The following is a 14,717-nucleotide window of genomic DNA, read 5'->3' as shown; positions in this document are numbered from 1 at the left end:
TATTAGTATTCTCTTGTCTTGAGAGCAATCTCAGTAGTTGAATTATTCACTACACTCCTATTATCGCAAAGAAATCCCCTTTACCAATTCCGGCAAAGGGGATTTTTTTACCAAAAAATTATGATTTAAGTTTGAATTTTGTAGACTTCTTGTGAAATTGTTTTCATTTGTCCCTCTATCTGGTTTAGGCGATATACTAAAGATTGTAGCTCCGCCGTCTGGCTAAATTGAGCAGAATTAGAGTTTTCTATTTTATAACCGTTACTTATAAAAACTTTTAGTCTTGTATATTTCTCATTATAAATACCTAGCAAATTAGTATGATTTAACCGAAGCCGGTGCAGATCTGAGTTAATAACCCTAAAATAATCGTCTGAGCCATGCACAAAAAGTATCGGTAAATTCATAAATGATAAACCGTTCATACCTAAAGCTATATCCTTATTCCCTTCATGATCATGGAGCAATTCATGCACAAATTTAAGGTGAAATTGCGGTGACATTTCAATTGCTGCTACCTCAAAAGGGCTATTTAGCATCATATCTGCTAGTTTTTTGATCAATTGCGGCATAACTTTGTAAATCCTAAAACTTATATTCATTTATATTTTGCATATTATATCGTGCTAAAAAATTATGCTTGACAATTTGCATCATGGGGTTGTTTCCTCAAACGGCTAAAACAACCCTAAAAACTGAGGAAAAAATAATCTAAATCATTGTTTTCAAATGATAAACAACGGCGCAAATAATAAGCATTAAAAAAGGCCCGATATGGGCCTATTTTGCTGGTTGGTTTTGGTAGATTATGCCAATCCAGTTGAGTGTAAATAGAAAGCCAGAAATATGCCGCTAATTGATCCCAGGGTGATAAAAATCGCTAAACTTTTGTCCATTTCTCTAAATGCCGTATTTGATGATTAAATGATCATATATGATTTTTTCATTCTTTTGGCTCATGATCGCCATAGAATCCCTTGTTCTCATACTTGTCATGATTGCACTTAAAGCAGTGTAGTCGATTAAATCCTTCTTTGTCGCTGACAATTGATTGCCAAGGCTCACCACAATTGCATGTTCCGTGTAGCATTGCTGCCAATGACTTGCTTTTCCATTCCTTTAGTTCTTTTTTGAGTTCTTCGATCTGATCCTGTTGTTGGTCCCAGGCTGCCTGCCATGCCATAGCAGCGTTATATTGAATACCCTTGCCAGCTTTCCATTTGCCGAAGGCTTCTTTTGACTCATTCATTATAGTGTTCCTGTGGTTTATCTAACCTTGAATCCCTTAATTCTTCCGCATTTGGCACATTGGCAGTGGTGCATGGTGTAGATATACCCATCGGATACGGTGTGGCGCACTGACTTAAATGGCGGTTGCCATTGGTGTGAACATAGCCCAAGGATCTTGAGGATAAAATCAATCACCTCATATTCCCCAGTATGCGTATATCTCTCTCACATACATTTCGCATAGCGTTTACCAGCTCAAGCAATGCAGTACCCGACTTATCGGGAACAATTTGTTCAGACAGCTCTAATAAATACTCTAAATCATCCTTTACTATTTGGATCTGGTCCTTAGTCATTATTTAATTCCTTGTACTGAGTAATGATGTCCACACCGCAAAAAGGGCAGTAATTTAAAGCAACACGATTCTTTTTGAATCGACCCGCCACTATTTCAAGTCGAGATGAATTAACTTCCCGCATACTCATGATCTGAACCTGAATATCACCATAATGATTGCTAGTGACTTCACTAAGAAATTCGCACATTTCAATCCAGTTGCCAGTATTTACACACTGTTCTTTTTTAGCTTCAGTCATTGGCTGGCTCCTGTAGTTCGATCATGGTTTTTTGTTTAGCATGGTCATCTTCAACAAATTGTTTTGCTGAATCTCGAAATTCCGAAGCCATGTAATTTAAGTGATACAGGACAGTATCCTTTTGATCTTGATGCTCAAATCCAAGTTCAGGCACTGTATTAAATAGATAGTTCGCTGATAGTTTGGGAACAATTACTGCCCATTCCGGCACCGCTTGGGCTTTGGCTTGCCAAAACTCCCATAATTGACGTGCTTGAGCCTTATACCAAATCACCGACCCATCAGAATCAAGGTTGTAATCAAAAAGATCTGTGTTTGTATATGTGTCAGCAAGTACCTGGACAATGTGCATCTTTAAAGCTTCTGCCTTGAATCGTTCAATTTCGGCAATCAAGGCTTCTTTATTCTGAGTGTTCATATAATTCCTGTAATGCTGGTATTTCGATTAATTCAACGGCGTGGCCTATCCCTTCATAGAAACTAACTACACGCGACCAGTGGTATTCGTTCGCGCTTTCCCAGCGTAATGGCCGGCCATTGTTGTGGTTGGTATAGGTTAGGCAGCAATGCTTGCTCTCTTTGTTGCCCTTCTTGTAATAATTGCGAAGCTCACCGTTTAGGATAAAGGCAACTTCTGCGCCGATCTTCTGACCAAAGCGAATAGTCTTATCCAGATCATAGGTCATCGAATAAGCTCTCGTTTTCTTCGCGTCTGTACTGGATCGCGTGTCTTTTTACTTTCTGTAGTGCGTTTTCTAAGTCAATTTGGATCTGTGCCAGGGTAGACGTTAAAAGCTGGTCATAGTGTCCACAAGATTGGTGATACCACTTCCTGTCCAGATCTTTACGCAATGGAAAGCCATACTTCACCTTTTCGGCCCATGTGTGTGCTGGTGCTGCTCTCCCGGTTCCATTACACACGGTACACTTAACGCCTGATATTTTTCCTAGTGCCTGGCATGACTTGCATTTCCCTCTTGGGTGAAAGTGAGCATTTAAAACAGCTTTGGTTACACCGTACGCAAAATCATTGGGTTCAATCTTCTTTGATTTAAATTTACGCTGACGCATTTCTTGCAGCACCAGTGCTTGAAAATACCGATGTAGTAATTCCATGTTATAAGCGCGGCGCTGTTCAATCATTGCGTATATGTACCAGCTATGTTGATCCGGCAATGAAGCCAATACACCACATAGATCCGTAACTTCAAGCAACGGCGCATTGCCGCTGCTTTTGAATGAAGCTGTTTTGGCGTTTAGCTTTGCAAACTGCTCTAACACTTAATTAACTCCGTACCCTGGTCTATGCTTCTGCGCTTCCATGATTGCATCAGGTACGCTGTTATCAATCTCTATGGCTTCTGGAACCAATCCACTCTCTTTGCGTGCATTAAACGCCACAATGAACATTTCAATCGTTTGTAGTGCTGCGCCTTGGTTTACTTGTTCTGTGGTGAATGCCAGACGTGAAAAGCCAAGGATCTGGGCCATGTTGTATTTATCTAGGTCGTTTGAATAACCCTTATGTGTTGTGTGCCGGCTTTTCCCCTTGGTTCCGCCTTCCACTTCTACCAGCAAGTGATATTCAGGTAGGTAAAAATCTGCCCGGTGCTTTGTCATTGGGTTAAATTGAAACTCACGCTTAAATTTAATTTGGTTTACCTGTAGGTGGCGTGCCAGCGTTTCTTCCCCAATACTCCCTAATTGGGATAGTTTTGCTCTTAGTGTGATATTTGATTTCTTAACCAGCTTCTTTGCTTCTGCTGCGGTCATACGTGTCATTTTGATATTCCTGTGTATTGTGTGTGGTGGATCAGCTTGCCGGCTGATTGACGCGCTCACGGAACGCCAAGTAATTTTTTAAGAAAGTACGCACGTCATCTGCACGTTCTTGGTGGGCCTGTCTGCCGATTTTGCAAAGCAAGCAATACTTCTGATAATGGTGATGCTTTCGTTCCCCTCCATCCTTCGGTGTTCCTACAGATGTTCGGTGCATAGCAATCCCATGATGAGGGCAGTCCATAACCATGTATAACTTGCCTTCATTAAAAGCGCGTCTGGTTGTGGCCCCTTTATTCGGTAAATTTAGATCCGGGTCTAAGACTTCGAGCAAAATATCCTGTCCTAGATAATCCACTTGCGAAAAAACTCGTTTAGGCTTGTTTGGATCTCGCTTTCTAACTACATCAACATCAGGCTTTTTAATTAAAAACGCTCTCAAGTCCTGATTATCCACGTTCTTACAAAATGCCTTTTCCATACGCTTGACCAGCGCCGTCTTTTCGTTCTGTAGTAATGCCAGATATGACGTATTTGCAGCATAACGGCTTACGTCTATACCTGTAGCCAATCTATATGCTTGAACCAGATCAAAAAACTTCATGCGACTGATCATGCTGCTAACCCATTTGCAGCCAGTAACTTTGCGCGTTTCTCTTTCATGCGCTTAAAGATGCCTTCGCAAATCTGGGACCTGAAATATGTTTCACAGCTCAACGTGGCTTTTGAATCAAAGATTTCATAATCATCGCTGTACTGCTCGTCTAAATGAAGCTTCCATTCTTCTGTAAGTCCTTTCCATAGCGTTTTAATACCGCTTTTGCGTTTGTGGTAGAACTTGCCGTGTTCCTTGCCAGACATAAAAATCGAGTAAGGGATTGGCTGATCGTTAAAGCTCTCTTTGTACGGCTTCACCGGGACTACAACACTATGGTCATCTATCAGTCTGGCTTTACAGGTGATTTCAATTTGAAAGTTTTGCAGTTCTGGGGTCAGGCTTTCACGCAATGCAATGATCAGGTCCCCTTTGTATGCTCCCTGCAATACGTGTAACAGCATCTGACCCTTCTTGTTTTCATCAATCCCATTGAAAGCGCAATACAGGTTAAGTGTGGTTTCTGCGTCTTTTAGGTCCCACTTCATATCCAAATGATATTTTTTAGGCTGTGGTAGTGATGAAAGATGCTTGGCCATACCATCAAAGCCGACCAGTGCTGCATATTCAGGTGAGTTGTGAACAAAGCCGACATTTTTAGGCTTGTATGCCTTTTTACGGTTTTTAGGTTTTTGCTTAATAGCCATTAGAGATATTCCTCGTATTGTCTATATGTCCACTTCAACAACCATGCAGCTTGAATGCGCTGCAACGGCGTTAACCATTGGTTGTCGGTGACAATGCCGTTTTGATTTAAAAGATGAATGCCGCCCTGGTGTTTGATGTGCTGAATCGAGATTTCGTCAATTCCTGACGGTACAAGTTCATTTACACAGCTCATACAAGGTGCATAAGTGACAACTGCCCGTGAATCTGGGAACCATTCATCACAAATTACAGTTTCAGCATGAATAACGTGCGGATCATGAATACCAGCAACACATTGGCAAGGCTTATCGTCTGCATGTTGGTTTACACCTACGGCCAAAATGGTTTTATCTCTAAATACAACAAAACCCACCTGACGCTTTTTGCAGTTACTACGCTTTGCGGCCCTTTCAGCAATCAGCATTGCTATATGCTTCATTTCAATCATTGAATGACCACTCACGCGAACGGAAATAGATCCAAAGCGTTTCTATTTCCTCATCACTGGCACAACTAACTGTTCGCTGAATTGCTTTTAAGCGTGCTGTAGATATACCGGTATTTTTTGAGTGAAAAGGGTGATGCACAGAAAAGAAAAGGTGTGTTTTGATCAGCTTTTCCTTACTTTTGCGCTTTTCCTCAGACGGAACTTCCTCAATCTTGCCGCCGGCCTTTAAAAACTTCTCTAAGTCCGTTTCTAGGCTTTCACGAAATATTTGCTTTTTTGCTGGAATGGTAATCATGAATAAAGGGTTCACACTTCATAAACAAAAATGTGGCATAAGGTTATGCCACCAGCTTAGAATATTATCATATTTATACTTTATCAATAAGAATATTTATATTTGTGAATACATAAGTCGTATCTATAAAATAGGGGTGCGATAATAGGAGTGACCATTTAATGATTGATAGATCCATGCGCGAAGCCGTAAAGCAGAGCGAAGCAGAGAAACTAAGAGAACTTTACGAACTGAAAAAAAGTGCGGACAAGCAAAAGGGTCTAACTTTCACTCAAAGAACCATTGCGGATCTGGGTGATTGGACGCAACCAAACGTGTCTAGCTACTTGAAGGGTGTTGTGGAATTGAAAGAAGAATCAGCTTTGATCTTTTCTAAAGCCTTAGAAGTTCCTGTTTCTGCTTTCTCCCCACGGTTAGCTGAAAAAATCTCACAGCGCGAAATGCTGGCACGTAATCCATTGTTGAGTAAAATCACTGTGTCTTATGTACCTAAGCTAAATGCGGAAGTCCTAAACAAGATTAGACATAATCTAAGAGATCAGAGCTTTATAATGCCCAATTCCTCCGAAACGACCCCTATCTGCAAAGAACTATCCCAAACTGCATTTTCTTTTGAACTAGAGGACAACTCTTTAGAGAAATACGCACCAGGTACAATCTTTGTTGTAGATCCAATGGTCGAGCCTTCACCTACCGACCTAGTGTTTGTTGGGAATAAAAATAAAGATAGCGATTTTCATGTCCGTGAATATTGCGTGACAGATGTTTCAGAGGACGGCGTAGAGTCTTATGAATTAAAAGCAAGCAACCCAGCTTACCCGACACTAAAAGAAAATTATGAAGTGCTGGGCGTGGTGGTCGCTGCTGTGAACATGCTTAAACCATAAAAATAAATAAATACACCCCAAATATCAGGCCCGGCTCTTAAAGTCGGGCTTTTTATTGGCTTAATGAAAGTTATTTTGAAAATATTTTTATTTTTATTTATGTTTTCCATATAACCCATATAAGTATAAATTCTAAATACCAATATAATTATAAATAAATATAAGAAAACTGTTGCATTTTATAAACGTATTTATATATTATTGGGAGGTAATAAAAAAGCCAGTGCCGCACATAGCAACACTGACTTAGTTTGAACGGTTGGCCGGCAAGCCTTCACGTTCTGTTTGATCCACACACATAGGATACAAAACTCATGAAGTATATCACTTTCCGCAATGTGATTGCATATCTCGTTTCTATGGTCCTCTCGACCATTGCCATGCTTGGCCTTCTTCGCGTCCACGATTATGAACAAGAACACCATGAACAATATGTTCATGCGGTAGCTCATGCTGCTGATCGTTCTGGCTCTAAATTCGATAAACAATAAGAAGGGGAAACATCATGGCTCTATCTGTAATTAAACCAACTGAATCTATCCAGATCAATGCGATCAAGCTGTATGTCTACGGCGATCCTTCAATTGGTAAAACATCCCTGGCAATGACTTGCCCCAATGCCCTTCTTATTGACGCTGATATTGGTGTATATCGCGCCGGATCTTTGCGCCGTTCAGATGTGCAATTGGCTGAATACTGGCATCAAGTAAGTTCACTGGAAGAAGCTGATCTGGTTCCGTATGACACCATCATTATTGATACGGTTGGCCGCTTACTCGATGTAATTAAAAACCATGTTGCAAGTAACCAGTACAACGTGAAGTCTGACGGCGGCCTGAAACAAAATGCTTTTGGTATCGCTAACAACCTTTTCGGCGGTTTTGTGAATCGCATGATTGGCTACGGCAAGAATGTCGTGTTTCTGGCCCATGCTGTTGAGGACAAAGACGGTGATGAAGTTATTAAGCGTCCAGATCTAGGCGGTAAAAACCGTCAGGAAGTTTATCGCCTATCTGACTGTATGGCTTATTTCTGTATTGAGAAGGGCAAAAACGGTAAAAACCGAAAGGTTCTTAAATTTGGCAAGGATGAAGCGCTACACACTAAAGATTGCGCGAACCTTGGAACAATCGAAGTTCCAGATATAACCAATCAGCCGACCTATCTAGGCGATTTGATTACCCATATCAAGGAACATTTAAACACGCTCACCCCTGAGCAAAAGCTACACGCCGAGCAGGAACAAGCGTGGCTTCACTTCATACAGCTTTGCAATGATGCAAAGTATGCCAGTGACCTAAACAATCTGATGGAAGAACTGGCACTGAATACTGAACACCCTCAATACATAAATAAGAATATGTGGTATGCGGTGCAAAACTGCGCCAAAAACCTAAATATGTTTTATGACAAAGACTCTAAACGCTGGAAAGAAACGGACGCTGCATAATGAACACTCAAGCCATTATTTTGGATACAGAAACAAGCAGCCTTAACGGTCTGCCAATTCAAATTGCTTACTTTCCTTGCTCTTTTGAGCAGGGAGGGTTCGCCCTGGACAAGTCTGCTTTGTTTGATGAGTTTTTCAGTGTGGACCAGCCGATTGACTACGGCGCTATGGCAGTACATCACATCATTGAAGCGGATCTGATCGGCAAGCCTTCATATAAAACCTTCAAAATGCCAAGCGATACAGTCTATGTCATCGGCCATAAGGTTGATTATGACCTGGAAGCATTAAAGCATTGCGGTATTGATATAGAACAGTACAAGCCAATTTGCACGCTTGCCCTAGCGCGTATGGTATTCCCGGATGCACCAAATCATACGATTAGCACTTTGTCTTACATGCTATCCAGTGACCAGAACAAAACACGTGAGTATTTAAGAAATGCTCATAACGCTAAAGCAGATATTTTGCTTACTGGCTCCATCCTAAAACACATCATTCATGCGCTAAAAATTCAAAGCATGGAAGAACTCTATCAGGCATCCGAGAAGGCGATTACTCCAACATTCATGTCATTTGGAAAGCACAAAGGAACGGCGCTAGTAAATCTGCCTTCTGATTATGTTCGCTGGCTACTGAATCAAGACAACTTAGACAAAAATTTGCGTAAAGCACTCATGAATCGCAAGGGGTAATCACATGCAGCAATCTTATATTTTCATCTATGAAGCCAAAGTACATTCAAACGGCACAATCAAGGGCCGTGTTGAAGCAACCAGTAGCTATGACGCACAGCAAAAAGTTACACGCCACAACCTACTGGTTAAATCAGTAACCGCCAAGGTCCATAAAAACCAGACTTTGGCCCGTAAAGAAAAATTTGAGGTTCTACAATGAAAGATGATCTAAAGCCACGGACTATGACGGATCTAACCAAGGCTAAAAAGGATCTGATTAAGCGCCGTTCTAATAATCCATTACTGGATGCAGCCATTAACGCCCAGCTTGAACGTGTAGAGCAGCTAATCACATCGAAGGTGAACCGTTCGGATCAAAACTATTTCCGCACTTTCTACAAGCAAGCCAGGGAGAGTTTACCCGAAGATGTTTTTAATCGAATCGAAGGCGTGGCAAGTACCCGTCAGCACGTCAACCAATCCAGCGGTCCGCGAATCAATCAGTGATTTTCAGTACACGTACTTAATTATCAACCAGATCCATCAAGCTGATTTTTCAGCTTCTTGGATCGACAAGAAATATGTTTATTCAGATCCCCGGGTACAACAAGCCTGGGATATATACAAAAACGGCATGTTAGCCACCAAGAGATTTAATAAAAATGTGTAACCACTGTAGAAATATTGAAAATATCCACTATGCCATGCAGATCCATAAGGCTACGCTATCAGGGCAACCCAAAGAATCAATCATGAGCCGTGATAACTTTAACGATATGGATGATGTTGCGCCTGAATATGCCAGACGTTTTGTAAATCAAGCCAGAAGAAAGGATATGGATATTGAGCTTGTGTCTGGCTTTAGCTTTGCTATGGAGCAAAATGCTATCGGATATTATTACTACTTTGAAAAACCAAAGGACATGCAGGTACAACTGGACCTTGTTAAAGATATTGAAGCCTTACGCGCTGCATTATCCTTGGTACAAGCGCGACTGGTACTCACAGACAATGACAGCCTTAAATCGGTTATTGATGATGCCCTCTCTAAGCACAACCCTAAAATCAACTCAAACGATCTAGCTAAAGAGTTAAAGCAAATTACACAAAAGGCATCCACGGCTAAAACCAACGATCTTGACGAATAACCCCACCCTATTATCAATAGCCCAGCCATTGTGCTGGGTTTTTATGTTCAAGAGTTTTAAGCATGAACCAGTACGATCAGCACCGTCTAAAAATTAATGAAAATCCATATCGAACTATCTGCCATTCCCTTGGCGGCATCCACAAGGCTATCCAGGTCCTAGAAATGCTTACACCACGTACTGAGTTTTTCGCAATTAGTGCCAATAGGGATGAGGATTTAAAGCCGCACCACATCAAGCAATATTGCTTTACTAAGGGAAATATTAAAATGCTTACGCCTTATTCTCGCGTTTGGGGCTGGTTGCACGATAAAGCGGAATTATGCGGCTTAGGTGTGTATCAGGTTAATGAGTTCTTAGACGGCCTAGAACACGCAATTAACCACGGCGTATTTGTTCCTGAAAATATCTATTTTCAAACGATGGATAGGATTAATGATTTAAGAGCCAATAAAAAACCCGGTATTTAACCGGGTTCTTCTTTACTGATCCATTTTATGCGGCCATAACATTTATACCGTTATCAAGCATCACTCTTACTGGCTTCACGTTTTCAGCCATTGCTATCTCTAGGATCTGATCCTTGGTTAGCTTGCCGCCCTTAGCCACATACTTGGCATACAAAGAATCGGGTAATTTGAATGGATTATCTTTTGGTTTTTCCGGTTCCTCACCCTCATTACCAGAATCAATAGCCGTGTTTTCGCTTGTACTACTCCCTATTGGCGTTTTATTAAATTTATTGGGTGTGAACCCTGCTAACTTTAAAACGTCCAAATACGGCGCAAATAGACGCTTTCTGAAATCACTAGCAATACGTTCTGCCAATACTTCGGTTTTTTGCCCTGCAATAACCAATTTACCCAGTTCAGAATATCCAGGCTCACCCTTTGAAGCACTTACAGCCAAACTGGATGAGAACATTTTAATTTGATCATCTGTCATTTGATAGATTACAAATTTATCTTCTTTCCTTGTCTTGGTTGCTGGTGTCACATTGATTGTTTCATTGTCATACCTATCGTATTCAAATGAAAAAGACATAATCTTTCCAGAACGGCCTTTTTTCGCTACTGCCTTTAACCCTATAAACCCTGTGTGCTTACTGATCTGTGCCACGGATATATTGATTACACGCTTTTTAAAATCACTCATTACCGTGTATTCATCAGCTTTAAGTCCATATAACGTGCGGATTTCATCCACCGTAAATGTTGGCTGAAAGTTTGCCCTGCGCCACTTCATTAAAACTTTATAAAGTCTTATTGCATATTTGCTTTTCAGCCTACCAACCTCGTTTATGTCCAGTAGGGTATATGCTGTTTTAATATTGTATATGTGCGGTATAACTGCTGGGGCGAACATCAAAGTAACTTCGCTTTTCCCTTCTTTGGCTAACTGAAATTCCGCACTTTCCTTGGGCAGTTCAACATCATCAAAGTCGCTAAATTCATCATACTCCGAAGCAGATGCTTCAATGCTTGTTGAGTGCAACCATCGGCTTCTCATTAGCTTTTTGGTTCCATCTTCACGCTCAATAAAGTATGTAAATGACCTTTTGTAAATTGTATTTTTTGCTTCACACAACGTATAAAACGCCAATTGACGTGAAAGGCCATATTCTTTAGCAAACTGATCCGCTGTCAGAATGATTTCTGTTTTTTCATCAAAAGGGATGCCACGCTCACCCATTTGATTTACAAGCTTACTTGCTAGTAAGATGATTTTTTGTTCACTTGCTTCCATTCTATACAGTGAATCAATAAGCGGATTCCCTTGCTTAACAAGGTTTAAATGCTCTATTTCATCAAGAGATAACGTCATTTTTTCTTCCCCATATTTATGAAGGGAATAATATGTCCTTTTTTAGATATGGTCAAACTATTTTGACGACCATATCTAGTCAAAGAATTGTCCCCACCCTGTCAAAGAATTGTCCCCACCCTGTCAAAGAATTGTCCCTACCCTGTCAAAGAATTGTCCCTACCCTGTCAAAGAATTGTCCTTAACCGGTCAAAGAATTGTCCCTATCACCCCCCTTGAAAGCCTGTCATATCAATACTCTTAGACCTCTGAAAAGAAGAAAGGTTTTAGAAAGATATTAGAAAGAAGAAAGGAGCCGGTTTTTTATTATAAATTTGAGTTTTTTAATGTTTATGGACTATTTTTAAACCATTTTCATTGAGATTAATAATTAATCTATCTATAAAAGTGATAAGTGATTTCAGCTTAGGCAAATAATATTTATTTATTATAAAACAAATATTTATATTCATTTATATTTTTTCTGTCAAATAAGTGTCCCTATCTAAAGCTATAAGCCTTACATTGTGTGGATATACAGGTTTAATTAAAAATATAAGCATTTTTCATGATTACCAAGTTTATTTATATTTATCTTGAAAACAGTTATGGACTAAATTATATTGTGTCCTTAATTGGCTTATATCCATCAAAGTGACGGCAATCACTTCAAAACCACACATAAACGGATCTATCTATATGATGAACTTCGCTAATATCTTCGCTAAGAAGAAATCTAAAATCATTATTAATGGCGTTGAATACTCTGGAAAAAATGTCCAAGTGACTGATACGCATGTCACCATTGACGGCCAGGTCATCACGTCCTCTATCACACCAAAAATAAGCATTAAAATTTATGGTGATGCTGATTCAGTCCGTACAACGTCGGGCGAAATCAAAGTTGAAACTGTTACTGGTCAAGTGGAAACAGTATCCGGTGATGTGACTTGTGGTGCTGTACTTGGCAATGTTACGTCCACATCAGGCGATATTCGCTGTAAAGACATTGGTGGCAATGTTCGTACTGTATCCGGTGATATTCATAAGTCATTTTTTTGAGGGTAAGTCATGAATATACAATCTAAATTTAAATTTTTTATTGAATATAATTTGAATGGTGACAGTGATGATGTAAAGAATGCTTTTACACTAAACGAAGCCAATCAAATTGATATAAGCAAGGCTCTTGAGCTGGGTATGCGAAAGGACTTTCTTTTGAGGCTTCAAGATATGTGGAGCGGTCTTTTAGCAAAATCCATAAAAGAAGGTCAATCCTCATGATTACTAATGTTATTAAACCTAAAAAGCCTATGGACGGCTCACGCTGGGAATTGGTCAATCTTGATCAGGATCAATTCGGCAATGATCGGTATTACTATGTTCACCCGGAAGGGTTTGTTGCTATTTCCGCTCTGGAAGTGGCAGACGGTATCATTCGCCGTGAATATATCCCGCAGTATCATCTATCAATATCTAAGGGTAATAAACGCCGCTGCTCAAGCCAAGATGCTCAATTCATTCTCAAGCAATTTGGATTAAGCGATGCTTTAGAAGATAACCACGTTCACTCTGGGTTCGTGCGTAATTTCTGGCAACCAGTAGACGAAAATAAAATAAGCATGGAATGTGCTTGTGTGGATTCCGAACCAGCAATTAAAGAGGATAAAGGCGACTTTATCTGGCGACCAGCGCACCAGGATTAAATAAAATTATGGTCGATCTAAAAAAAGAACTTCAAGATTTTATAGCTCAATGTCACCCGGCTGTGTTTGAGCGTATTGAATATATGGAAAGTCGAAATCTTTTTTTCCCAAAAACTGAATACTGGGAATCAATGTTGGTTCGCAGTGTTTGTAATGAAATAGATTTTGGCTGGAAGATGTGGCAGATCCGAGCTGGTATTGCACACACAGAAGTAAACAACAAATACATTTTAATCCCGAAAGGCGGAAGTCACACACTATGAACATCAATCAAATTAAACCAATCCGCCGACTACCAGAATTAGAAGATCATCAGGAATGGGCTTGTGAGGTTGGTTGCGACAATATTGAGCCAAAATTATTTCGCAATGTATATCAGCAATCTTGGGACCTAGAAGGAAACCTAACATCTGAATTGGCCGAACACTATTACACATGCCAGCATGGGCATGTGCTTCAAGTCTGGAATGAAGAAGTTAGTGATTATGCCACCCTACCCGATGAAGCCTACCAAAATCGAAAAGTACCTGAAGGTGCAACCTTATCAAATATAGAAAATTTGATTGCCGAAATGCAGACCCAAAAAGCCAGAATGATCAGCAAGTTTGATTCCCTTGATCAAGAAATCTTTAAATTTGCGAAAGTCAGTTTTGAATTAACTTTGAAAAGTGGTGAAGTTTTAAGTATGGATGAACACTGCCTGAATGAGATCAAAGCTCAAATGATCGAAGATGCTGAACTCAATACAGTTTGTGATGCCCGAAAGGACCAAAAGCAAATCTCTGTAAATATTGAGGATCTATAACAATGGCTAGACGTTTCGGACGCAACCAAAAACGCGCTATGCGTAACCAGATCCAGTCGCAAGAAAAGCTACTTGAGCAACATATAGAACATATCAGCTCACTTAACCATGATTTACGCCAAGCGAATGAAGTGATTAATCTCACCGCAGAAGTCTTAGGCGAACACTTTGCCACCTTACCAGTGCAAACGGCAGAAGTTGAAGAAATACGTGAGCGTTATGAATACCCAAAAAGACAAACATCGCGCTACTCATTTGGTGACAGCAGTGCAGCCATGAGCTTTGTTGAACATGCACTGTGCTATATCGACACGTATCAGGCGGATGCAAGAATAGATGAGTTATCCGGTGCTATGCACATGCGCTATAAATCTATTTCTGGCAATGTCGCTTATGGCGTATCAGAAGAAGCCTGGCGTAGACTGCCGGAAAAATTACTGGTGACAAAGTTTGTTGATGAAATTTCCTTGGATATGGCTGTACATCTGGTACGTGAACGTAAGAAAGCGTTAGCCAACACATACTACCTGGCAAGAAATTAAATAAAAAATAGCTACCGCTTCGGCGGTACTTATTTTGCCTATAAAAA

At 40.3% G+C, this 14,717-nt stretch carries 26 protein-coding genes; 14 read left to right on the top strand and 12 right to left on the bottom strand.

Going from position 1 to position 14,717, the window contains the following annotated elements; translation table 11 throughout:
• Positions 1–125 precede the first annotated feature (125 nt).
• The 11 genes from NI465_RS12100 to NI465_RS12050 form a co-directional block, all read right to left on the bottom strand.
• On the bottom strand, positions 126–572 hold the full coding sequence (locus NI465_RS12100; RefSeq protein ID WP_253145458.1) for a hypothetical protein: 447 nt from the start codon (positions 570–572) through the stop codon (positions 126–128).
• A gap of 371 nt (positions 573–943) precedes the next feature.
• The gene (locus NI465_RS12095) at positions 944–1,249 is read right to left on the bottom strand and encodes a hypothetical protein (RefSeq protein WP_253145457.1); all 306 of its coding nucleotides are present in this window, start codon (positions 1,247–1,249) and stop codon (positions 944–946) included.
• Positions 1,250–1,578: 329 nt separating this feature from the next.
• Complete coding sequence (locus NI465_RS12090) at positions 1,579–1,827, bottom strand: hypothetical protein (RefSeq protein WP_253145456.1); 249 nt, start codon at positions 1,825–1,827, stop codon at positions 1,579–1,581.
• Positions 1,820–2,245, bottom strand: a complete 426-nt coding sequence (locus NI465_RS12085) for a hypothetical protein (RefSeq protein ID WP_253145455.1) — start codon at positions 2,243–2,245, stop codon at positions 1,820–1,822. Before NI465_RS12085 ends, NI465_RS12090 begins: the two co-directional genes overlap by 8 nt.
• Positions 2,229–2,513, bottom strand: coding sequence for a hypothetical protein (locus tag NI465_RS12080; RefSeq protein WP_253145454.1), 285 nt, complete (start codon positions 2,511–2,513; stop codon positions 2,229–2,231). Before NI465_RS12080 ends, NI465_RS12085 begins: the two co-directional genes overlap by 17 nt.
• Positions 2,503–3,108: a hypothetical protein gene (locus NI465_RS12075; RefSeq protein WP_253145453.1), complete on the bottom strand. Its 606-nt coding sequence runs from the start codon at positions 3,106–3,108 to the stop codon at positions 2,503–2,505. Before NI465_RS12075 ends, NI465_RS12080 begins: the two co-directional genes overlap by 11 nt.
• Positions 3,109–3,609 carry a DUF559 domain-containing protein gene (locus tag NI465_RS12070; RefSeq protein WP_253145452.1) on the bottom strand — a complete coding sequence of 167 codons (501 nt, stop codon included), beginning with the start codon at positions 3,607–3,609 and terminating at the stop codon, positions 3,109–3,111.
• Between the two features lie 31 nt (positions 3,610–3,640).
• Positions 3,641–4,222, bottom strand: coding sequence for a hypothetical protein (locus NI465_RS12065; RefSeq protein ID WP_253145451.1), 582 nt, complete (start codon positions 4,220–4,222; stop codon positions 3,641–3,643).
• A complete protein-coding gene (locus NI465_RS12060) occupies positions 4,219–4,908 on the bottom strand; it encodes a hypothetical protein (RefSeq protein WP_253145450.1) in 690 nt (229 codons plus the stop codon). The genes NI465_RS12065 and NI465_RS12060 overlap by 4 nt, the downstream gene beginning before the upstream one ends.
• Positions 4,908–5,348: a deaminase gene (locus tag NI465_RS12055; protein WP_253145449.1), complete on the bottom strand. Its 441-nt coding sequence runs from the start codon at positions 5,346–5,348 to the stop codon at positions 4,908–4,910. The genes NI465_RS12060 and NI465_RS12055 overlap by 1 nt, the downstream gene beginning before the upstream one ends.
• A 1-nt stretch (position 5,349) precedes the next feature.
• A complete protein-coding gene (locus NI465_RS12050; RefSeq protein ID WP_253145448.1) occupies positions 5,350–5,652 on the bottom strand; it encodes a hypothetical protein in 303 nt (100 codons plus the stop codon).
• A 176-nt stretch (positions 5,653–5,828) separates the two neighbouring features.
• Between NI465_RS12050 and NI465_RS12045 the strand changes: the two genes are divergently transcribed.
• The 8 genes from NI465_RS12045 (at position 5,829) to NI465_RS12010 (ending at position 10,284) form a co-directional block, all read left to right on the top strand.
• On the top strand, positions 5,829–6,539 hold the full coding sequence (locus NI465_RS12045) for a S24 family peptidase (protein WP_253145447.1): 711 nt from the start codon (positions 5,829–5,831) through the stop codon (positions 6,537–6,539).
• Between the two features lie 314 nt (positions 6,540–6,853).
• Positions 6,854–7,030, top strand: a complete 177-nt coding sequence (locus NI465_RS12040) for a hypothetical protein (protein WP_253145446.1) — start codon at positions 6,854–6,856, stop codon at positions 7,028–7,030.
• A gap of 14 nt (positions 7,031–7,044) precedes the next feature.
• Positions 7,045–7,989, top strand: coding sequence for an ATP-binding protein (locus NI465_RS12035; protein WP_253145445.1), 945 nt, complete (start codon positions 7,045–7,047; stop codon positions 7,987–7,989).
• The gene (locus NI465_RS12030) at positions 7,989–8,684 is read left to right on the top strand and encodes a putative quorum-sensing-regulated virulence factor (RefSeq protein ID WP_253145444.1); all 696 of its coding nucleotides are present in this window, start codon (positions 7,989–7,991) and stop codon (positions 8,682–8,684) included. Before NI465_RS12035 ends, NI465_RS12030 begins: the two co-directional genes overlap by 1 nt.
• 4 nt (positions 8,685–8,688) lie before the next feature.
• Positions 8,689–8,886, top strand: coding sequence for a hypothetical protein (locus NI465_RS12025; RefSeq protein ID WP_253145443.1), 198 nt, complete (start codon positions 8,689–8,691; stop codon positions 8,884–8,886).
• Complete coding sequence (locus tag NI465_RS12020; protein ID WP_253145442.1) at positions 8,883–9,173, top strand: hypothetical protein; 291 nt, start codon at positions 8,883–8,885, stop codon at positions 9,171–9,173. Before NI465_RS12025 ends, NI465_RS12020 begins: the two co-directional genes overlap by 4 nt.
• 245 nt (positions 9,174–9,418) lie before the next feature.
• Positions 9,419–9,814: a hypothetical protein gene (locus NI465_RS12015; protein ID WP_253145441.1), complete on the top strand. Its 396-nt coding sequence runs from the start codon at positions 9,419–9,421 to the stop codon at positions 9,812–9,814.
• Positions 9,815–9,876: 62 nt separating this feature from the next.
• Positions 9,877–10,284 (top strand): hypothetical protein, encoded by a 408-nt coding sequence (locus tag NI465_RS12010; RefSeq protein ID WP_253145440.1) that lies wholly within the window; start codon positions 9,877–9,879, stop codon positions 10,282–10,284.
• Between the two features lie 25 nt (positions 10,285–10,309).
• On the opposite strand, the gene NI465_RS12005 is transcribed toward NI465_RS12010, so the two are convergent.
• Positions 10,310–11,638 (bottom strand): RepB family plasmid replication initiator protein, encoded by a 1,329-nt coding sequence (locus NI465_RS12005; RefSeq protein ID WP_253145439.1) that lies wholly within the window; start codon positions 11,636–11,638, stop codon positions 10,310–10,312.
• A 678-nt stretch (positions 11,639–12,316) separates the two neighbouring features.
• Here NI465_RS12005 and NI465_RS12000 point away from each other — a divergent pair.
• Genes NI465_RS12000 through NI465_RS11975 form a run of 6 tightly spaced genes read left to right on the top strand, consistent with a single transcriptional unit; the run spans position 12,317 to position 14,670 of the window.
• Positions 12,317–12,679: a DUF4097 family beta strand repeat-containing protein gene (locus NI465_RS12000; protein ID WP_253145438.1), complete on the top strand. Its 363-nt coding sequence runs from the start codon at positions 12,317–12,319 to the stop codon at positions 12,677–12,679.
• Between the two features lie 9 nt (positions 12,680–12,688).
• Positions 12,689–12,901 (top strand): hypothetical protein, encoded by a 213-nt coding sequence (locus NI465_RS11995; protein ID WP_253145437.1) that lies wholly within the window; start codon positions 12,689–12,691, stop codon positions 12,899–12,901.
• Entirely contained in the window at positions 12,898–13,323 is a 426-nt protein-coding gene (locus tag NI465_RS11990; protein WP_253145436.1) for a hypothetical protein, read from the top strand. The genes NI465_RS11995 and NI465_RS11990 overlap by 4 nt, the downstream gene beginning before the upstream one ends.
• Before the next feature lie 8 nt (positions 13,324–13,331).
• Positions 13,332–13,586, top strand: a complete 255-nt coding sequence (locus NI465_RS11985; protein WP_253145434.1) for a hypothetical protein — start codon at positions 13,332–13,334, stop codon at positions 13,584–13,586.
• Positions 13,583–14,128: a hypothetical protein gene (locus NI465_RS11980; protein WP_253145432.1), complete on the top strand. Its 546-nt coding sequence runs from the start codon at positions 13,583–13,585 to the stop codon at positions 14,126–14,128. The genes NI465_RS11985 and NI465_RS11980 overlap by 4 nt, the downstream gene beginning before the upstream one ends.
• Positions 14,129–14,130: 2 nt before the next feature.
• Positions 14,131–14,670, top strand: coding sequence for a hypothetical protein (locus NI465_RS11975; RefSeq protein ID WP_253145430.1), 540 nt, complete (start codon positions 14,131–14,133; stop codon positions 14,668–14,670).
• Positions 14,671–14,717 lie beyond the last annotated feature (47 nt).

It is taken from the genome of Acinetobacter lwoffii, assembly GCF_024129855.1.
In the GTDB taxonomy this organism is placed as follows: domain Bacteria; phylum Pseudomonadota; class Gammaproteobacteria; order Pseudomonadales; family Moraxellaceae; genus Acinetobacter; species Acinetobacter lwoffii_L.
The sequence above is the reverse complement of the archived record's forward strand: the minus strand, read 5'-3'. Positions and strand labels throughout refer to the sequence as shown.

Excerpts from the sequence above, each read along its gene's own strand:
- NI465_RS11995 (WP_253145437.1), top strand. The coding sequence starts at position 12,689 with ATGAATATACAATCTAAATTTAAATTTTTTATTGAATATAATTTGAAT.
- NI465_RS11985 (WP_253145434.1), top strand. The coding sequence starts at position 13,332 with ATGGTCGATCTAAAAAAAGAACTTCAAGATTTTATAGCTCAATGTCAC.
- NI465_RS12080 (WP_253145454.1), bottom strand. The coding sequence starts at position 2,513 with ATGACCTATGATCTGGATAAGACTATTCGCTTTGGTCAGAAGATCGGC.
- NI465_RS12015 (WP_253145441.1), top strand. The coding sequence starts at position 9,419 with ATGAGCCGTGATAACTTTAACGATATGGATGATGTTGCGCCTGAATAT.
- NI465_RS12055 (WP_253145449.1), bottom strand. The coding sequence starts at position 5,348 with ATGAAGCATATAGCAATGCTGATTGCTGAAAGGGCCGCAAAGCGTAGT.
- NI465_RS12085 (WP_253145455.1), bottom strand. The coding sequence starts at position 2,245 with ATGAACACTCAGAATAAAGAAGCCTTGATTGCCGAAATTGAACGATTC.
- NI465_RS12065 (WP_253145451.1), bottom strand. The coding sequence starts at position 4,222 with ATGATCAGTCGCATGAAGTTTTTTGATCTGGTTCAAGCATATAGATTG.
- NI465_RS12090 (WP_253145456.1), bottom strand. The coding sequence starts at position 1,827 with ATGACTGAAGCTAAAAAAGAACAGTGTGTAAATACTGGCAACTGGATT.
- NI465_RS12005 (WP_253145439.1), bottom strand. The coding sequence starts at position 11,638 with ATGACGTTATCTCTTGATGAAATAGAGCATTTAAACCTTGTTAAGCAA.
- NI465_RS12070 (WP_253145452.1), bottom strand. The coding sequence starts at position 3,609 with ATGACACGTATGACCGCAGCAGAAGCAAAGAAGCTGGTTAAGAAATCA.
- NI465_RS12045 (WP_253145447.1), top strand. The coding sequence starts at position 5,829 with ATGCGCGAAGCCGTAAAGCAGAGCGAAGCAGAGAAACTAAGAGAACTT.
- NI465_RS12025 (WP_253145443.1), top strand. The coding sequence starts at position 8,689 with ATGCAGCAATCTTATATTTTCATCTATGAAGCCAAAGTACATTCAAAC.
- NI465_RS12020 (WP_253145442.1), top strand. The coding sequence starts at position 8,883 with ATGAAAGATGATCTAAAGCCACGGACTATGACGGATCTAACCAAGGCT.
- NI465_RS11975 (WP_253145430.1), top strand. The coding sequence starts at position 14,131 with ATGGCTAGACGTTTCGGACGCAACCAAAAACGCGCTATGCGTAACCAG.
- NI465_RS11980 (WP_253145432.1), top strand. The coding sequence starts at position 13,583 with ATGAACATCAATCAAATTAAACCAATCCGCCGACTACCAGAATTAGAA.
- NI465_RS12095 (WP_253145457.1), bottom strand. The coding sequence starts at position 1,249 with ATGAATGAGTCAAAAGAAGCCTTCGGCAAATGGAAAGCTGGCAAGGGT.
- NI465_RS12035 (WP_253145445.1), top strand. The coding sequence starts at position 7,045 with ATGGCTCTATCTGTAATTAAACCAACTGAATCTATCCAGATCAATGCG.
- NI465_RS12050 (WP_253145448.1), bottom strand. The coding sequence starts at position 5,652 with ATGATTACCATTCCAGCAAAAAAGCAAATATTTCGTGAAAGCCTAGAA.
- NI465_RS12100 (WP_253145458.1), bottom strand. The coding sequence starts at position 572 with ATGCCGCAATTGATCAAAAAACTAGCAGATATGATGCTAAATAGCCCT.
- NI465_RS12030 (WP_253145444.1), top strand. The coding sequence starts at position 7,989 with ATGAACACTCAAGCCATTATTTTGGATACAGAAACAAGCAGCCTTAAC.
- NI465_RS12000 (WP_253145438.1), top strand. The coding sequence starts at position 12,317 with ATGATGAACTTCGCTAATATCTTCGCTAAGAAGAAATCTAAAATCATT.
- NI465_RS12060 (WP_253145450.1), bottom strand. The coding sequence starts at position 4,908 with ATGGCTATTAAGCAAAAACCTAAAAACCGTAAAAAGGCATACAAGCCT.
- NI465_RS11990 (WP_253145436.1), top strand. The coding sequence starts at position 12,898 with ATGATTACTAATGTTATTAAACCTAAAAAGCCTATGGACGGCTCACGC.
- NI465_RS12010 (WP_253145440.1), top strand. The coding sequence starts at position 9,877 with ATGAACCAGTACGATCAGCACCGTCTAAAAATTAATGAAAATCCATAT.
- NI465_RS12040 (WP_253145446.1), top strand. The coding sequence starts at position 6,854 with ATGAAGTATATCACTTTCCGCAATGTGATTGCATATCTCGTTTCTATG.